A 17,383-nucleotide genomic window follows, 5' to 3' on the forward strand; every position below is an offset into this window, starting at 1 on the left:
CACGATGCGTTTAAACGCTAGCGTTAGGACGGGTAGCTTCCTCGATGGAGGTTGATGTGCGGGTCAAGCGATTAGCCGCCTCGCCCAAAGGTGCTAGCTGTTCGGTGATGAGGCGTAGCTGGCTTTGAATAGGGCGATACATCACCATGGCCTGTTCGTCCGGGTTCGCCGCGCCGGACTCATCCAACTGTGTGAGTAGCTCGCTGACGGGCTCATTGAGCGGTGCAACCAGCTGACGCTTGTCCAACTGCTCGGCAAGCTGGTCAAGAAGTTCGCTGATCCGTTTAGCGGATGGCATCAAGGCGGCGTCATCCTCGCCTTCCAGCAAGCGGTGCCGGTGGGCGCCCAGGGCCGAGAGGTGACTAAGCAGCGTATTGGAGAGCACCAAAAAGCGTAGGCCATTATCGGCATCCTGTTTGCGGTAGTGGCCCGGCTCGTGAAGCATATTGGTGAGCAGGGTAGAAAGCGCGGCATCGGCATTGTGGGCATTGCGCCGTGCCAAGCGGTACGCAAGGTCGTCCTGCTTGCCCTCTTCATACTGATGAATGATTTCATCCAGATAGCGGCGGTGGTTGGTAATTGTCTTCGCCGCTTCCCGATACAGCCGGCGGCCCTGCCAATCGGGCAGAATAAAAAACACCGCTAGCCCTGCAATCAGCGAGCCAATTAAGGTGTCAAACAGGCGCGGCCAGATAAGGTCGAAGCCGTCGCCTACCTGGTTAAAGCTGCACAGCACCAGCAAAGTGATGGAGGCTGTCGCCACGACATAGCGTTTTTCCCGGTTGGCAAAAAAGGTGACGCCAGCGACCACCGCAATCACGCTCTGCACGCTTGGCTGGGGAAACAGGCTGATCGACACCCAGCCTGCCGTAAGGCCAAGTACCGTGCCCAAAATGCGTTGGGAAAGAAAGCGTCGCGTCGTGGCGAAGTTAGGCCGACATACAAACAGGGTAGTCAGCAAAATCCAGAAGCCTTGTTCGGGGTCCAGCCACTGAAGCAGGCCGTAGCCCGCGATGAGCGCGGTTGTCAGGCGTACCGCGTGGCGAAAGGTGGGGGAGCCAAGCGTAAAGTTGAGCTGTACTCGCTTCCACGCTTCCAGCAGGCTGGAGGGCGAACGATCATAGAGCGCGCTATCTCCGCGGTCGCTGGTGGTATCCGGATTATGAGCACTGGCGATCTGTGCTTCGAGCGTCGCGAGGTTGTCCGCCAGCGCATTAAGCGGGCGCATCAGTTTGCGCCATTCGGGTTTGCCGCGTTCGCTCAAATTATCGATAGAGGCCCTAAGGTCGGCCAAGGCTTGTTCACTCTGCTCATGGTCAAAAGGGCGCTTAAGCAGTAACGATTTGGCTAACTGACGACAGGCACGGCCCTGCTGATCCAAAAGCCGCTGGCAGCGAAACAGCACGTCGTGATGAAAAAATGCTTCGGTGAGGGCGCTGTAGGGGTAATGGGTCGAGCTTGCCCGTTCATGAATATCCTGAGCAATAAAGTATATCTGCAGGTAACGGTTAAGCTTTTGGCTTCCACGTTGGCCTTCCAGACGACGAAAAATCATCTCTTTTGCCTGGTTGAGGGCATCCACCACTTTCCCGTTCTGGCGTGCCAGCGCCACGCGACGGGCTTCTACATCGACCCCGCGTACGGGTTCAAACAGCGCTGATTTGAGAATCAGAAATTCGCCCAGCGCCTTGTACACGCGCGCCATGCTCTGCTTGACGGGTTGACGAGAAAAAAGAATACACCAGACAACGGAAATAACCCCGTACCAGGCCGCACCCGCCAGCAGCAGCAACTGGCGTGAGGCCACATCGGCATCCACACCGCCGTGCTGCTCAATATTGATCATTGAGTAGATCGATAAAATCAGCGTGCCTGAGGCAATCGTGGCGTATCGCTGGCCGATAGCGCCCAACATGATGAGGGTGAACGTGGATACTCCCAGCCCCAGCGCAAACAGCCATGGCCAAGGAAACAGCCACTGCACGATAAATGAGGCTGAGGTAAAACATACCAGGGTTACCAGCAGTGCCTGTAATCGGCCTTGCCAGCTGTCATCGGTTTCGGAGAGCGCGCAGGCGATAATGCCCAGAAACAGCGGTATTACCAGGGCGATGTCGCCAAAATAAAGGCTAAATAGCAGGGCTGCGCTGAATGCGATAAAAACGCGCAGGCTATAGGCAAACTTATCAAGTGTCCAAAGACGCCGAAGCGGCAGTGAAATAGGCATAGACGCTCTTATTGTCAGTTGCTGTTAGACTTTAGTATAAGCTCTTGGGCTGGTTCGTTGCTATGGCTTCGGGGTTATCACGTTATGCGTTTTTGGAGCAGATAAGCTCCTACCATTCGACCACACGCTTGCCTATATTATCGCCATTGAGCAACCCAATGAGCGCTGGAGCCACGCTGTCGAGTCCACCGCTTACTTTATCGAGCCGCCATGTGATATTTTTTTGACCAACCAAAGGCGCCATAAAGCGCTGAAAGTCGTTCCAATGCGTTAGATAATCGGGCACGACAAAGGGATGGATTGCGACCTTTTTTTGCCTCAGCTGCGCAAAATTATCCGGGCTTTTACGCGGGTTGCGAGTTTGATATTGGCTTACTAACCCGCAAAGCACGAGGCGTCCATTCGGTCTCATTGCGTCAATCGCAGCAGTAAAAGCGCTGCCCCCGATATTTTCAAAATTGAGCGTAATACCGAAAGGCGCCGCGTTATTGAGTTGCCTGGCGTAATCAGGACTGCGGTGATTAAGTACGGTCTTGAATCCCAAACGGTGCAGCCAGTCACGCTTGTCGGTACGCCCGGCCGTCACGATCACGTTTGCCCCTTGGCGCTGTGCAAGCTGTGCGGCAATAGAGCCAACCGCACCGGCAGCGGCACTTACCAGTACGGTATCTTCAGCGGTGGGCTGCCCCAGTAACTGCATACCTACCCAGGCAGTAAACCCCGTCATTCCTAGTGGATGCAAGTAGGCTTCGGGGTCACTGCCCGCCGGTACGCGTATTAGGTGCTGTCCGTCAGCGGCAATGAGCTCCTGCATGGGGAGGTGGCCCACGACGAGGTCGCCCTGCTTAAACCCCGGCTCACTGCTGATAACTACCTCGGCCATGGTCCAGCCTGATAGGGTGCTGCCAGCCTTCCAGCGCTCAATATAGTCATACCCGCTGGGCTGCATCCGCGTGCGCATGTAGGGGTCAACGCTGATCGCGAGAGGTTTTAGCAGTAATCGCGTTATGTCTGGCAGGCTAATCACTGTCTTTTCGATGTGCTCGCAACGCAACTCTCCCTCAGGCAAGTGGGCAATCGTTAAGCCTGTCGTTTTTTTCCTGGATACGGTCATAGCGGTCCGTTCATGGCATTAATAGCGCTAACGTTAGCGGGAATAAACGCAAAAGACCTGTTTAAAATGTGTTTAAAAAGCGCTGTGCAAACATTATGGCGGGAGAAAGGCAGGTGAAACGAGTAGGAACCCGCCACCTATGGGTGGCGGGTAGAACCGCTGGAAGAAGCGTTATAAATACTTCAGCAGTTTTTGCAGCTTGTTCATATCGGTGGAGTCACCGACAAGGCGTACCTCGCCGTTGAGCATTCCATCGAGGAAAGCTTGCTGCGTTGGCTTTCTAAGGATACGTAATGCGGCTTCCTGATCGCGAAAGCGCAATTCAAGATCCAAATCGACTGGCAGGCCTTTACCAGAAGAGATCCCTTTGGGGGCCATCCGGTAGTAGCGAGCAATGCTCAAGTCTTCTGTAGCAATGCCCCAGTCCAAGTGACGCATCCTTTCAAGCTGCTCACGAAAGCGCGGCTTGCGGCGCAGGGCACGTTTGAGCATTAGGCTCAATAGCCACAGCGTCAGCTTGAGTTTCATTAGGAAACGGCGTCCTTAAGCGCTTTACCCGGCTTAAAGGCAACATTTTTGCTAGCCGGAATTTGTAAAGGCGCACCCGTTTGCGGGTTTTTGCCGGTACGCGCTGCACGCTCACGTACGGTAAAGGTACCAAAACCAATCAATGCCACATCTTCGCCTTTCGCAACGCTGTTGGTGATTTCATCCAGAATAACATTCAGGACCTGGCCTGCTTTGTCCTTGGATAAGTCGGCACTCTCAGCGATGGCAGCGGCGAGTTCAGGTTTGCGCATAGGAAGTTCCCCTCATTAACGTTAAGCGTAAAGCATAGCGGTGTTGTTAAAAGTGCTCACTAGACTGGGCTAGCTTATCCAGCCTAGACGTGAGCGCGATAAAAATCAGCCCAGCAGTGCGGGAGCTGCCCGGGAAAGCTCCACTTTCCGTCTCACGCAGCCGCCTGTCAACGCAAAACCGACTAAATTCCCGTCTTTATCTTCGGCAAGCGCCGTCATATCACCCCCTTCGCCCTCAATTCGCCAGTGTTCGAGTATCGCCGAAGGCGGATAGGCCACTACGGGCAATAGCGGCGTTTTCACAATGATGGGCCAGGCGCCAAAGCTGACCTGCGTTGGTGAGCCGGTAAGCGTTGCCGAGAGTGCTTTGGCACTGGCTTGTAATGGCTGGACGTACATGGCATTGATGCCTTCTATGCAAGCAACATCGCCCAAGGCATAAATATGCGGGTGCGAAGTGCGCAAATATCGGTCTACCTGAATACCTTGTGGTGAAACGGCAAGCCCAGCGGCCTTTGCCAGCGCGGTTCTTGGCGTAAGGCCGGTTGCCAGTAAAATAACATCGGCGTTGACGATGTCATCGTTGCTAAGCGTTAGACGAACAGTGCTGTCATTATTCGGGGCTAACTCTTTAATCGTGCGGTGAAGCGCAAGCTTTATGCCGGCTTCCTGAAAGGCATCACTCAGCGCAAACCCCAGCGGTTCTGGTAATAGCTTGGGTAACGGCGTGGCCTCTGGAGCAATCAGGGTGACTTGATGGCCACCTGCATGCAGGTCGTTGGCAAATTCACAGCCGACTAATCCTGCGCCGATAACGGCAATGCGCGTGGGGCGCTCACTCAGCGCGTGATGAAGCAGACGATAGTCGTCGAGATCGTTAATGGTAAAGCAGTAGCGAGCAACGCTTTCTGGAATGTCAAAAGGCACCCGGGATTCAGCACCGATCGCCAGCACCAGTGTATCGTAGGCAAGTGTTTGTCCGTCGCTAAGCTGTACAGTGTGCGTGTCTGTTGTCACGTGCTCTACTGACGTATGGGTAAGCACATGGGCATCCAATTCATCGGCCAGTGCCGTGGCTGAATGCCTGGCCAACTGATTGGGCGAGAGGCGTTTTGCAAAGCCGGTAGATAACAGCGGCTTGCTGTAGTCCTCGCCGCTGTCTGCGCTCACCAAAATAATCGAGCGCTTATCGCCTTGGCGACGTAGCGCACGGGCAAGCCCAATGCCTGCCATGCCGGTACCAATGATGATCAACTCAGCGTGGCCAGTCGGGTTGCTAACCGGATGTGATGCAGGCATGCCATCCCCAAATAATCGGTGTCGTAAAAGCTTTTAAGACCACCATGTTACACTAGCTTCTCTGTTTTTTGCCCAGGAGTATCTGGTGGTGACGTTCTCTTTTCGGCAAGCGTATGCCTTTCCTGTTTGGCAGCCCGTGGCTGCGTTACGCCCCGCCATGAGCGCTGCCTGGTGGAAGTGGGTTGCGTCTACGGATTCGCTAACGGCTCGCTTACAAGCGGCAGGCGCAGGGCAACCATTCCGTGTTCGCCTGCTGCGCCAAGGCGCCGGCGTGCCTCTGCATGATGAAGCGCAGGCGTTGGGGATTGAGCTTCGTCGCTATGCCTGGTTAAGGGAGGTCGCCCTGTGCGTGGGTGATAACCCTTGGGTGGTCGCACGTTCGGTTGCCCCCTTAACACAGCTAAAAGGCCAGCGATTGGAGCAACTTGGTGAGCGCTCGCTGGGCAGTTGGCTGTTTCGCCAGCCAGATTTAGTACGCGGCCCTCTTGAAGCTACGAGCGGTGCGCCACGCTTTGCCTTCCCTCAGGTTGCTGGCGTGAAAAGTCGTTGGGGGCGGCGCTCAGTGTTTCAACATGGTGGGTTATCGCTACTTGTACAAGAGTACTTTTTATCCACCATGGCAGATGACCTTCGTTTGTCTTCGCGGTAGGCTTGCTCGGCATCTCTTCTTTACGTGAGGTAGGCATGGATCGTTCTTTGTTGCGGCCAGTCGGATGGGCGCGAGTCGCTGATTTTTTACACTTAATGCGCCTGGACCGCCCCATTGGTACCTGGCTATTGATGTGGCCTACCTTATGGGCGCTTTGGGTGGCTACAAACGGGGTGCCTGGTCGCAACGTGCTGCTTATTTTTGTGGCAGGTGTTTATGTTATGCGCGCTGCTGGCTGCGTTGTGAATGATTACGCTGACCGCCATGTTGATGGCCACGTTAAGCGCACGAAACATCGTCCACTGGCGACGGGGCGAATCAGTGAAACCGAAGCCAAACTGCTGTTTATTGGGCTGGTCACTGTTGCGTTTGTGTTAGTGCTGCTGACCAACTGGTTTACGGTGCTGCTGTCGATTGGTGGCGTGGTCCTGGCGTTTATCTACCCCTTTATGAAGCGTTACACCCATCTTCCTCAGGTGGTGCTGGGGGCGGCTTTTTCGTGGGCAATCCCCATGGCGTTTGGGGCGGTGCTGGGATATGTACCTGTGGAAGCCTGGTTGCTGTTTTTTGCGAACGTACTGTGGACGGTTGCTTACGATACCCAATACGCCATGGTCGACCGTGACGATGACCTAAAAATTGGTATTAAATCAACGGCGGTGCTGTTTGGCAGTGCAGACCGCTTGATGATTGGATTACTGCAACTGGCGACGTTGGTGCTGTTAGCCTTTGTGGGTGTTCGTGTGGGGCTGGGTGGTTTTTTCTGGCTGGGCCTTGCCGGTATGGCGGCCACCTTTATTCATCAACAGCGCCTGATTCGGCATCGTGAACGCGACCCGTGTTTTCAGGCTTTTTTGAATAACTACTGGTCAGGGCTGCTGGTTTTTGCCGGCATTGCGCTAAGTTGGTGGCCAGTGGCCGGGCCGCTCTAGCAAAGCGTGATTAGGCCTGTCATTCGTTCTTGTTATTGGCTATTGTCATATAAGTGTCATCAAGTCATGGTGTTATTGTCACTGAGATGTCATTGAATTACCTTTCATTGAGCACCGTGAGGCCCTGGAATGACCGCCAAGACCGTTTTGATTGTCGATGATGAAGCACCTATTCGCGAAATGATCGCAGTGGCGCTGGAAATGGCTGACTATCGCGTGCTTGAAGCGGATAACGCCCAGGATGCCCACGCGTTAGTCGTTGACCATCAGCCTGACTTACTGCTTCTGGATTGGATGATGCCAGGCACCAGTGGTATTGAGTTGGCGCGACGCCTTAAGCGTGAAGAAGCAACCGCCGAAATGCCGATTATTATGCTCACCGCCAAGGGTGAGGAAGACAATAAGATTCAAGGCCTTGAGGCGGGCGCGGACGACTATATCACCAAACCCTTCTCGCCCCGTGAGTTGGTCGCGCGCTTGAAAGCCGTATTGCGACGCACCACCCCACGTGGCGTAGAAGACCCCATCGAAATTAACGGCCTTCTACTCGACCCCGTCAGCCACCGTGTTAGTGCGCATGGCAAGGCGCTGGAAATGGGGCCCACTGAATATCGCCTGCTGCAGTTCTTTATGACCCACCAGGAGCGAGCCTATACACGCAGCCAACTGCTGGACCAGGTATGGGGCGGCAATGTGTATGTTGAAGAACGCACAGTGGATGTACATATTCGGCGCTTGCGTAAGGCGTTAGGCGATGTGCACCAAAACCTGATTCAGACGGTACGGGGTACCGGTTATCGTTTCTCAGCCCGGGTGTAACTGTGCGCCTATGGAGCCGTGAGCTTTGGCGTATTGCCTGGTTAGCGACCATAGGTGTTTGCCTGGGGTGGCTATTAGGTTCAGCGGGCCTTGGTTTGGCAACCGGGTTGGCCGTTTGCCTTTTTTACCATTTACGCCAACTGCGCGTCCTCTTTCAATGGTTAACCCTTAATCCTCATAACGAGCCCCCGGCTGCGGGTGGCATGTGGGGGGATTTGCTTGATCGTCTTTACCGCTACCAAAAAAGCCAGCGCATTACACAAGGTCGATTGCGGTCTACGCTTGCGCGTATCCAGGAATCCTCAGAGGCCATGCGCGACAGCGTGGTAATGCTCGACCGCCACGGTGATTTGGAGTGGTGGAACAGTGCAGCGACGGATATGCTGGGCCTACAAACCGCGCACGATCGTGGCCAGCACATTACCAATTTGTTGCGTGACCCACGCTTTATCAGCTACTTCAACGCCCGCGATTACAGCGAACCGCTTACGCTGACCTCACCCATTGATGAGCGCAGCATTCTGCAATACCAAATTACCTTGTATGGCGACGATGAGCGCCTGGTGATGGCGCGGGATATCACTCGTTTGCACCGCCTTGAGCAGATGCGCAGAGACTTCGTGGCCAACGTCTCCCATGAGCTGCGTACGCCGCTTACTGTTCTTTCTGGCTACCTCGAAACCTATGGTGACTTGGCTGAGCAGCTTCCGCCTCGCTTGGGCAGGGGGATCGAGCAAATGCAGGACCAGACGCAGCGCATGCAAAATCTGGTTAACGACCTGCTGCTTTTGTCACGCTTGGAAATTGATCAAGGCGGGCAAGACCATCAGGCGCTGTCGGTTGAGCAATTGCTTAATAGCGTCTGCCAGGATGCATTGGCGCTATCGCACCGTAAGCATGTTGTCCGTGTTGCTATTGAAAGTGACGCCCAGCTCATAGGGAGCGAGCAGGAAATACGTAGCGCCATTTCTAACCTGGCTTTCAATGCGGTGCGATATACCCCAGAGGGTAGCCAAATTATACTGCGCTGGGCGCCCATGGAAGATGGAAGCGGATGTATAGAAGTAGAAGATGATGGAGAGGGCATCGATCCTGTCCACCTCCCCAGGCTAACGGAGCGCTTTTATCGGGTTGATAAAGGCCGGAGTACCGCGACAGGCGGTACTGGGCTTGGTCTTGCCATCGTTAAGCATATCCTGCTGCGCCATGATGCTCAGCTTCAGGTTGAATCGCACCCTGGCGAAGGTTCGCTATTTCGCTGTACTTTCCCCGCCACTCGGCTGGCTGCTACCTCCTAGCCTCCTTCCTGGTCTTCTGTATAACCTTTATCCAAGCGTGCCATATGGACAAGTCATCTATGGTTCAAGTCTGCTCATGTGTCATTTTTAGTCAGTTATGGTGGTCCCTTATACACGATCAGCGAGCATGATTGGCACGCGGTATTTGTTTTAAGTTGTTTATTAATAAGAAATATTTTTTTATTTTTGTTTTTTGGCATCACATCTGCATTAAGCTGGGCAAGGAAGATTACCGCAGGAAATGGTACGCCAGGAAGGCACTTCCTTAAGGTAAGCGGTATCAACAGCGATCGAGGAGAAGGAACATGATGTCCAAGGAACTACTCAAGAAAGCTGGGATTTTAGGTGTAACATTCGGTTTACTGGCAAGCCCCTTCGCTTTTGCCCAAGAGCCAGTAGATCCGAGCCATGATATTACTGCTGATGAAGAACCCGTGCAGCCGCAATCATCTGGTACAGGAGCAGGTGGTGATGCATCTACCTATGATGCAGACGAGCTCTCAGATATGAACGGTGAAAGCGCAGGCGATACTACTCGCCCCGGTGCAGGTTCTTCTCAACATGAAACTCATAATGAGTCGATGGATGGTGGTCCAACGGGCGTAACAGGTGGCGGCGATACGTCATTTGAGCCGAGCGACCTGCCTGAGCAAAATAGCTCTGTGACCACTGGTCAAGATCAGTGACCAGCGGTTTAAACACTCAGCGCTAAAAATTTGTACTACAGTTTAGGAACGAGCACGGGATAAGGATGTCCCATCGCATGGATGCTCACCGATTCATGGATTGAATCAAGCGACAATCAGAGCGTTAGTCAGGGTAAATTCCAAGGTTGGAGTCCCGCAAAAGGAGTGGAAGCTAGCGCTAGTTATTGTCCATAGATGCGAGGTTAGGGCCCTGCCATGGCAGGGCCTAATCTTGTTATGTAGCCTTTGATGAGCAGTCGTGTTTGGCTGGTTTTAAAACTGAACCCCCCCTATCTACGTTTTTTTAACATTACACCCGCTCATAATAGTTTTTTTCACGATTCTCTTGTCCCACGGCGTGATGACCCCTTTCATGCTTTTTAAACGCAAAGGTTGATAACGAGCTTTTTAGCTTGTTCACCATGGTGCTGTGCCAACACTAAAAAAATGTTAGCTTGTTATTTACTTGGATAGCTTTATTTGTGTGGTCGTGTTTAAAAATATTTTTAATCATTCAGCATTTCACGAATTTGGGACGTTTGGGCACTTGGACCATAATCTTGCAGTCAAAGACACTGATCGCTTCTCACCCTTCAGTGCAATGGTATTTACGTTAGTGTGATAATAGCCAAGACAGGTGAGCGGCACCCCACATCAGGAGAGCGTTATGTCATTTAAAGCAGTTTTAAAAACGGCAGGTGTTTTAGGTATTTCTATCGGTTTGATTGCAAGCCCGCTAGCTTTTGCCCAAAGCTCTATTGAGCGTACTAAAGATCGTGCAGTCGGCAGCGATGTCATCGACATGCCGCAATCCACTAGCACGTCTAGTCCTCACTACTCACCCAGTGAGCTTAACCATAGTCAGCGTGATCATATGAACGGCAACTATGCACCGTCAAGCCAGCGGCAGCGGGATCAGGATGGCACCCAGCGTCGTAACACCCATTCGTTCGAATCGACCGAGTTAAATCACAAAGAAGGCGATAGCCTGGACTGGTAAACCACTACTGAAAGCATTAAAAAACCCGTTAAAGCGGGGTTTCGCGTCTAAAAGCGTAGAAAAAAGCATGGCTTTTCAGGTGTTATGAGGGCCGCTGGATCGTAAGCTCATTTGCCGTACGATAATATTGGTCCCACATGAGTACGGCTCCCGCTACGGCCCCCGGAATCAGAAAAAGATTGGCAAGCGGTATCCAGGTAACCAGAGTCACGAGCCCGCCGTAGCTGAGGCTTTGCCACCAGCGCCTGGAAAGCCGTTGACGCATATCCTTGAACGAGACTTTATTATTATCCATAGGATAGTCCAGATAGGTAATGGCCATTACCCATGCGGAGAACAGCCCCCATAGAATCGGCGCAAAGAGGTTGAGCCCTGGAATCCAGCTGATGATAAAGAGGGCAATGGCGCGTGGGGCGATATACGCGAGTTTGACCAGCTCTCGGCCTAGCGCATCAAGCGCCGTTTTGGTCAGCCCGCGATCATCCAGCGGTATACGGCCTGTTTCTTGAATTTCCACTTTAGCCGCTAAAAAGCCGTAAAACGGCGCCGCAATAAAGCTTGTTATCAGGGTAAAGGTGAAAAATACAATGACAATAAGGCTAACCACAAACAGCGGCCAGATCAGCCAGGAGAGCCAATCCAGCCAAGCAGGCACTAATGTCATCCAGTGATCAATCCAGCCCGAAAAGCGCGTAATCACAAAGCTGAACATGGCGGCATAAACAATAATATTGACGAGGATAGGAAGAAAAATATAACGCCGCAGGCCTTTTTGATAGACCAGCCGCGTACCTCGGCTAAGCGCTGTTATTGCATCCAACATTCAAGCAGTCCTCATCAATACAAACGTCCAGGCGGGTGTCCGCCCAGACGTATTGCAAGAGGAAATGCCTCATGGGTCAAGGCTTTTTCGTTACCCTCTGGTCGACGGTATCCAGGTCGCTATGTCGAATATCGAGCCCCTTCACGAGATACACAACGTACTCCGCCAGGTTGTCGGCATGGTCGCCGACGCGTTCCAACGCGCGCAGCACCCACATAATGCTGAGTATTGAACTAATTGAGCGCGAATCCTCCATCATGAAGGTCATCAATGAGCGCATGGCACTGCCGTACTCATCATCGACCGACTCATCTTCACGCACTACCTTCATCGCCAAGTCGGTATCGAAACGGGCAAAGGCTGTCAGCGCATCGCGCAGCATTTTACGTACATGTTCACTGATATGGCGAACTTCAATTAAGCCACGAACCGTGCTGTTGTTTTCGCTGATCAGGATTGCATTACGCGCAATCTTGCTGGCTTCATCGCCGATACGCTCAAGATCTGAAGTGGCGCGAATAACGGCAAGCACCAGGCGTAAGTCTGATGCTGCAGGCTGGCGGCGTGCCAATACACGGGTGCACTCTTCATCAATTTGCAGCTGAAGGTCGTTCACTTGCTGGTCGTTATCGCGCACTTTTTCAGCCAAGCGGGTATCGTTTTCCAGTAGGGCGAATACGGCATCCTGAACCTGTTTTTCCACCAGGCCGCCCATGGCCATCAGGTGGGTTTTTAGCTCTTCCAGCTCCTGGTTGAACTGGCGCGAGATATGCTGGCTGTGGGTATCGCTCGTAATATCCATTGAGCACTCCTGATGTTGGGTGAGTTAGGCCTGATGATTGACGACTACGTCATGCGGCCGGTGATGTAGTTTTCGGTGCGCTGTAAACGCGGATTAGTGAAGACCTGGTCGGTAGGGCCGTACTCAACCAGCTCTCCGTTGTGTAGAAAGGCCGTATAATCGGAGACCCGTGCGGCTTGCTGCATATTGTGGGTGACAAGGATAAGGGTTAGCTGTGATTTAAGGTTACGAATCAGCTCCTCAATCTTCAGCGTTGAAATTGGATCAAGCGCTGATGCCGGCTCATCCAGTAGTAGCACATCCGGTTGAACGGCTAGCGTTCGAGCGATGACCAAGCGCTGCTGCTGACCACCTGATAGCTGCCACGCCGAACGATGCAGGCGGTCTTTTACCTCATCCCATAGGGCTGCTGAGGTCAGCGCCCACTCGATAATGTCATCGCGTTGCCGCTTGGGTAGGCGATGCTGTAAACGCAAGCCAAAAGCGACGTTTTCATAGATCGACATGGGAAACGGATTGGGCGTTTGAAACACCATACCTACCCGGCGGCGTAGCTCGGTCACGTTCATCTGCGCGGCGTAAATATCTTGCCCTTCAAGCTGAATATGCCCACTGTGCTCCACGCTCTCGTTAAGGTCATGTAACCGGTTAATGGCACGTAGCAGTGTTGACTTGCCACAGCCTGAAGGCCCAATAAAGGCCGTTACCCGGTGGCGTGGCACACTCAACGTTAAATTACGCAACGCCGATTTCCCCGCATAGGCGAGGTTAAATTGGTCGATACTCAAGGCGCAGTGCTCGGATGAAAAGTGCGTCACCGGCGCCTGTGGGGCATTGGCTATATCTAATGACGCTAGCATTCGCTTCCTCGTTGGCGCCTAAAATAATGACGCAGAAATATGGCAGTTAGGTTAAGCACCAAAATAATAACCACTAAAAGGAGCGCCGTGGCGTAAACCAGAGGCATAGCGGCCTGTACATCCTCGCCATGAAAAGCAGTATCAAATAGATGATAGCCAAGATGCATAAATTTGCGTTCCAGATGCACATAAGGAAACTCACCGTCGACCGGCATTTGCGGAGCTAACTTGGCAACTCCCACCAGCATAAGCGGAGCGACTTCGCCTGCGGCGCGGGCGATAGCGAGAATAACGCCAGTTAGCATGGCAGGAGTAGCCATGGGCAGGACAATACGCGTTAGCATTTCCAGACGGGTGGCCCCCAGCGCTACTGCCCCCTCACGCTGGGCGTCGGGAATGCGAGCAAGCCCTTCCTCGGTGGCCACAATCACGACAGGAAGCGTCAATAGCGCGAGCGTTAAAGAGGCCCATAAAAGACCGCCGGTGCCGAACGTTGGCGAAGGCAGTGTATCGCTGAAGAACCAGCTATCCAGCGTGCCACCAATGCCGTAAACGAATACGCCAAGGCCGAATACGCCGTACACAATAGAAGGCACGCCTGCCAAGTTGCGTACGCCAATGCGTACTAACCGGGTTAGTCGGTTTTGATGGGCAATTTCATTAAGATAAATAGCGGCCAGTACGCCAAAGGGGGTGACGATTACGGACATTAAGATGACCATCAGCACAGTACCGAAAATAGCCGGCCATACGCCACCGCTGGTATTGGCCGCGCGTGGTCCCTCGCTTAAAAACTGCCAAACGTTAGTGCCCCAGGTGTGCGTTTTTTGCCACCAGGACATGGCGTTAGGCGCCAGTGCTTGGCTAACGCTGTCCAAAGATTGGCGTAACGTCTCGCCCTGTGCCGTGACCAGTAGCAGTTGCCCCGGCGGGCGCTGATTAGCCGGTAGGGTAAGCGCGTTGTTTAAATAGTCCCACGCTTCGCGGCCATGCAACGATTGTTGAGCGGTTTCTACTGCGGCCAGACGACCAATAAAACTGCCCCACGGAGCACGTTCCAGGCGGATTAGGTCGTGCGGTGTTGTACGTGAGGTAATATCGTCGATATCTACCCAGTGCCAACTGACGCCGTCTACATCACGGTTACCTTTAAAATAGAGGCGCTCAACCCCGGCTTCCTGAGGTAGTGGCGTTTCGCGGATAGCTTGCCCTGCAACAACGCTACCCGAGCGTAGTGTTATTTCTTCAAGCGTGGCGGGCCAAAAATGGCCTAACCCACGAACAAGCAATAGTGTAAGTAACGCGCTTAACATTAAAAGTGACAAGGCAACACTAGCGGCGCATAGCCACGGCCATAGTTTATCGAGCCGATGCTTGGAAGCGGAGGCGAATAGGCGGCTCATTAGTAATGCCCCACTTTATGGTAGCGGCGGCGCATACGTAAGCGCACCGCTTCGGCCAGGGTGTTTACTAAAAACGTAAATAGAAACAGTACCAGCGCCGCTAGAATCAGGTGATGATAAGTAAACCCGCCGGGGGAGGCTTCTGGGAGCTCAATCGCGATGGCGGCGGCCATTGATCGCATGCCTTCAAAGGGGCTGGCGCTCAGCAGAGCGGTGTTGCCACTGGCCATTAACACAATCATGGTTTCACCTACCGCACGACCCATACCTATCATCACCGCAGAAAAGATACCCGGCCCCGCCGCTGGTAGCGCGACTTTCCATAGCGCCTGCCAGCGGCTGGCCCCGAGCGCTTGGGCGCCTTCCATCAGGGAGGGCGGGACGTCGGCAAGGGCATCTTCGGCAAGAGAGTAAATGCTGGGTATTACCGCAAACCCCATGGCGATACCTACAATCAGCGCATTGCGAGTGACGTAGTCCATGCCCCAGCGTTGTTCTAACCAGCGGCGCAGATCGCCGCCCAGAAAGAGTTGCTCCAGCAAGGGCGTCAACCACACCGCCAGTGCCACCATGCCGATAAGCCAGGGTACAAGCCATAGCCCGGCCCAGGAAAACGGCAGTCGCCGATGCCAGCGAGACGAGGCCATGTACCAGAGTACGCCCGCAAGCCCCGCGCTGATTGGTAGCCATACCAGCAGCACCAGCGTACTGGCCAGGTTTCGCTCCACCCATGGAGCAAGTACTAAACCGGCAATAAATCCCACTACCACGCCGGGCATTGCCTCCATCATCTCAAGAGTCGGCTTAATCCGGCTGCGCAAGCGTGCTGACATGAACAGCGCCGAGTACATGGCGGCGCCCAAGGCGATAGGTAGCGCGAAGAGCGTCGCCGCCAAGGCCGCTTTAAGCGTTCCCCATACCAGTGGCGAGAGCTTATCGAAGGCAAAGGTCTTATCCAATGCCAACAGCGGCAGCGTTTCCCAAAATAGAAACACGCCAATCGCCAGAATCGCGAGCAGCACCGCGATGCCCCCCGCCGCAATAAGGCCGGTGGCGACACGATTTTTAAACTGGCGTAGCGGCTGATAAGAAGCAGGAACGCGAGGTGGGATCATATCAACATCATAGGGAAGGCATGGCCGTCGCGAAGATGGGTTGCATGGTGAGTTCTCCTTACTCTAAGACACTTTTATGACAATTGGATGATAGTGAACTACCAGCGTTGCTGATTTGTGAGTTCATCATCGGGCAGCGGTACAAAACCCGCCGCACGGGCAATTTGCTGGCCTTCTTCCGATAAAATAAACGCTAAAAATGCCTGCTCGGCGGCGGGTAGTAACTCACCTGGCGGTAAATTAACGTAGAGGTAAAGATCGCGTGATAGCGGGTACTCGTTACGCTGAACAGCCTGCTCGCTGGGTGCGATTTCTTCCCCCTCCTCGGTAACAAAGCGCAGCGCATGTACCATCGGTGTCAGGTGTTTATATCCGGCATACCCCATGGCGTTGGGCGACTCACCCACGGCCGCGACAACGGCAGAAGAGCCCGGGTGCTCGCTGATGTCGGGGCGGAACTGGCCATCACACAGCACCTCGGCCTGAAACAACCCATAGGTGCCCGATGCCAGGTTACGCCCATGCAGCGCGATATTTCCATAGGGCCACTCGCGTGTGGCGGCCAATTCGCTCCAGCGTCTTATCGGCTTTTCGGCGCCGCACGCTTGGCCGGTGGAGAAAATGGCATCGGCCTGTTGGCGCGTAATGGCCCGCAAGGGGTTATGACGATGAACGACCAGAATAAGCGCATCTCTGGCCACCTTAAGCTCTAGCGGTGGATAACCGTAGCGATCGATAAACGCTTGTCGCTCTTGGTCATTCATGGGGCGTGACATGGGGCCAAGCCGTGCAGTGCCCGCCGTAAGCGCTGGCGGTACGCTGGCTGAGCCAGTAGCCTGAAACTGCACGTTAATCTCTGGATAGCGCACGGCTAGCGCCTCGCCCCAGCGCAATATGAGTCCGGCCATGGTGTCGGAGCCAATCGCACTCAGGGTGCCGCTAACCGGTTGTGGTTGCCCCCAGGCAACTGATGCGAATAGCATTAGTACCGTGGTAAGCGTAAAACGCAGGCGATTTTTTTTCCCTGACGACAAACCAATGCGCTTCAAACGTATGCCCTCGTATGATTAACTAATGCCTTATGTTGCTATGCAGCAACCACACAACAATAACCCTATTAAGCGACCGACTTATGACACTTTTAGAAACCGACCTGGATGATGCTCCGGCCCCCCAAGGCCTGCTCACACTCAAATTACTGGCTTCTCGACAGGATACCAACCTTTACGGCGATATTTCGGGCGGGTGGCTGGTTAATCACATGGATCAGGCGGCAGAACTGGCAGCCGGTCGTGAGGCCGGCGGGCGTACTGCGACAGTGGCCATCGAATCGATGGATTTCTTAAGCCCTGTGCGCGTGGGTTCCATGGTGAGTGTTTATACTCATGTACAGGAAATTGGCCGCAGCTCTCTTAAGATCGATGTCGAAGTATGGGTGCGTATCCCTCATGGGCGGCGCCTTGAAGAGCGCCAAAAAGTCACTGAGGCGCGTTTCGTCATGGTCGCTCTGGACGATAATGGTCGTATCCGTGCCGTGCATGGTTAAGGCCTGCTGA

The 17,383-nt window shown here is 53.8% G+C and carries 18 protein-coding genes; 7 read left to right on the forward strand and 11 right to left on the reverse strand.

Annotated elements, in window-relative coordinates:
* Positions 1-10: 10 nt before the first annotated feature.
* From yccS to ACT3RU_RS00625, 5 genes are all read right to left on the reverse strand, one after another.
* Positions 11-2,227, reverse strand: a complete 2,217-nt coding sequence (gene yccS, locus ACT3RU_RS00605) for a YccS family putative transporter (RefSeq protein ID WP_192526810.1) — start codon at positions 2,225-2,227, stop codon at positions 11-13.
* A 109-nt stretch (positions 2,228-2,336) separates the two neighbouring features.
* Positions 2,337-3,341 (reverse strand): MDR family NADP-dependent oxidoreductase, encoded by a 1,005-nt coding sequence (locus tag ACT3RU_RS00610; protein ID WP_192526811.1) that lies wholly within the window; start codon positions 3,339-3,341, stop codon positions 2,337-2,339.
* Positions 3,342-3,512: 171 nt separating this feature from the next.
* Positions 3,513-3,869, reverse strand: coding sequence for a hypothetical protein (locus ACT3RU_RS00615; protein ID WP_087110291.1), 357 nt, complete (start codon positions 3,867-3,869; stop codon positions 3,513-3,515).
* Positions 3,869-4,141, reverse strand: coding sequence for an HU family DNA-binding protein (locus tag ACT3RU_RS00620; protein WP_018918476.1), 273 nt, complete (start codon positions 4,139-4,141; stop codon positions 3,869-3,871). The genes ACT3RU_RS00615 and ACT3RU_RS00620 overlap by 1 nt, the downstream gene beginning before the upstream one ends.
* Before the next feature lie 105 nt (positions 4,142-4,246).
* A complete protein-coding gene (locus ACT3RU_RS00625) occupies positions 4,247-5,440 on the reverse strand; it encodes an NAD(P)/FAD-dependent oxidoreductase (RefSeq protein ID WP_192526812.1) in 1,194 nt (397 codons plus the stop codon).
* Between the two features lie 85 nt (positions 5,441-5,525).
* Here ACT3RU_RS00625 and ACT3RU_RS00630 point away from each other — a divergent pair, with 85 nt between their 5' ends.
* The 6 genes from ACT3RU_RS00630 to ACT3RU_RS00655 all read left to right on the forward strand — a co-directional run bounded on the left by ACT3RU_RS00630 (position 5,526) and on the right by ACT3RU_RS00655 (position 10,824).
* Positions 5,526-6,089, forward strand: a complete 564-nt coding sequence (locus tag ACT3RU_RS00630; RefSeq protein ID WP_192526813.1) for a chorismate--pyruvate lyase family protein — start codon at positions 5,526-5,528, stop codon at positions 6,087-6,089.
* Between the two features lie 35 nt (positions 6,090-6,124).
* Positions 6,125-7,021: a 4-hydroxybenzoate octaprenyltransferase gene (gene ubiA / locus ACT3RU_RS00635; RefSeq protein ID WP_192526814.1), complete on the forward strand. Its 897-nt coding sequence runs from the start codon at positions 6,125-6,127 to the stop codon at positions 7,019-7,021.
* 129 nt (positions 7,022-7,150) lie between these two features.
* Positions 7,151-7,840, forward strand: a complete 690-nt coding sequence (gene phoB / locus ACT3RU_RS00640) for a phosphate regulon transcriptional regulator PhoB (protein ID WP_087110299.1) — start codon at positions 7,151-7,153, stop codon at positions 7,838-7,840.
* Positions 7,841-7,842: 2 nt separating this feature from the next.
* The gene (gene phoR, locus ACT3RU_RS00645) at positions 7,843-9,138 is read left to right on the forward strand and encodes a phosphate regulon sensor histidine kinase PhoR (RefSeq protein ID WP_192526815.1); all 1,296 of its coding nucleotides are present in this window, start codon (positions 7,843-7,845) and stop codon (positions 9,136-9,138) included.
* 305 nt (positions 9,139-9,443) lie between these two features.
* Complete coding sequence (locus ACT3RU_RS00650; RefSeq protein WP_192526816.1) at positions 9,444-9,824, forward strand: hypothetical protein; 381 nt, start codon at positions 9,444-9,446, stop codon at positions 9,822-9,824.
* A gap of 667 nt (positions 9,825-10,491) precedes the next feature.
* Complete coding sequence (locus ACT3RU_RS00655; RefSeq protein WP_192526817.1) at positions 10,492-10,824, forward strand: hypothetical protein; 333 nt, start codon at positions 10,492-10,494, stop codon at positions 10,822-10,824.
* Between the two features lie 82 nt (positions 10,825-10,906).
* Here the strand turns inward: ACT3RU_RS00655 and cysZ are convergent, their stop codons facing one another.
* The 6 genes from cysZ to ACT3RU_RS00685 all read right to left on the reverse strand — a co-directional run bounded on the left by cysZ (position 10,907) and on the right by ACT3RU_RS00685 (position 16,876).
* Positions 10,907-11,647 (reverse strand): sulfate transporter CysZ, encoded by a 741-nt coding sequence (gene cysZ, locus ACT3RU_RS00660; RefSeq protein WP_172116799.1) that lies wholly within the window; start codon positions 11,645-11,647, stop codon positions 10,907-10,909.
* A gap of 76 nt (positions 11,648-11,723) precedes the next feature.
* Complete coding sequence (phoU, locus tag ACT3RU_RS00665; protein WP_192526818.1) at positions 11,724-12,449, reverse strand: phosphate signaling complex protein PhoU; 726 nt, start codon at positions 12,447-12,449, stop codon at positions 11,724-11,726.
* Between the two features lie 44 nt (positions 12,450-12,493).
* On the reverse strand, positions 12,494-13,309 hold the full coding sequence (gene pstB, locus ACT3RU_RS00670; RefSeq protein ID WP_192526819.1) for a phosphate ABC transporter ATP-binding protein PstB: 816 nt from the start codon (positions 13,307-13,309) through the stop codon (positions 12,494-12,496).
* Positions 13,303-14,712: a phosphate ABC transporter permease PstA gene (gene pstA / locus ACT3RU_RS00675; RefSeq protein ID WP_193054064.1), complete on the reverse strand. Its 1,410-nt coding sequence runs from the start codon at positions 14,710-14,712 to the stop codon at positions 13,303-13,305. Before pstA ends, pstB begins: the two co-directional genes overlap by 7 nt.
* Positions 14,712-15,827 carry an ABC transporter permease subunit gene (locus tag ACT3RU_RS00680; protein ID WP_193054063.1) on the reverse strand — a complete coding sequence of 372 codons (1,116 nt, stop codon included), beginning with the start codon at positions 15,825-15,827 and terminating at the stop codon, positions 14,712-14,714. The genes pstA and ACT3RU_RS00680 overlap by 1 nt, the downstream gene beginning before the upstream one ends.
* 98 nt (positions 15,828-15,925) lie before the next feature.
* A complete protein-coding gene (locus ACT3RU_RS00685) occupies positions 15,926-16,876 on the reverse strand; it encodes a PstS family phosphate ABC transporter substrate-binding protein (protein WP_412767871.1) in 951 nt (316 codons plus the stop codon).
* 83 nt (positions 16,877-16,959) lie between these two features.
* Between ACT3RU_RS00685 and ACT3RU_RS00690 the strand changes: the two genes are divergently transcribed.
* The gene (locus ACT3RU_RS00690) at positions 16,960-17,373 is read left to right on the forward strand and encodes an acyl-CoA thioesterase (RefSeq protein WP_087110319.1); all 414 of its coding nucleotides are present in this window, start codon (positions 16,960-16,962) and stop codon (positions 17,371-17,373) included.
* Positions 17,374-17,383: the final 10 nt, after the last annotated feature.

Origin of the sequence: Halomonas sp. TP35 (genome assembly GCF_052375975.1) — a bacterium.
In the GTDB taxonomy this organism is placed as follows: domain Bacteria; phylum Pseudomonadota; class Gammaproteobacteria; order Pseudomonadales; family Halomonadaceae; genus Vreelandella; species Vreelandella citrativorans.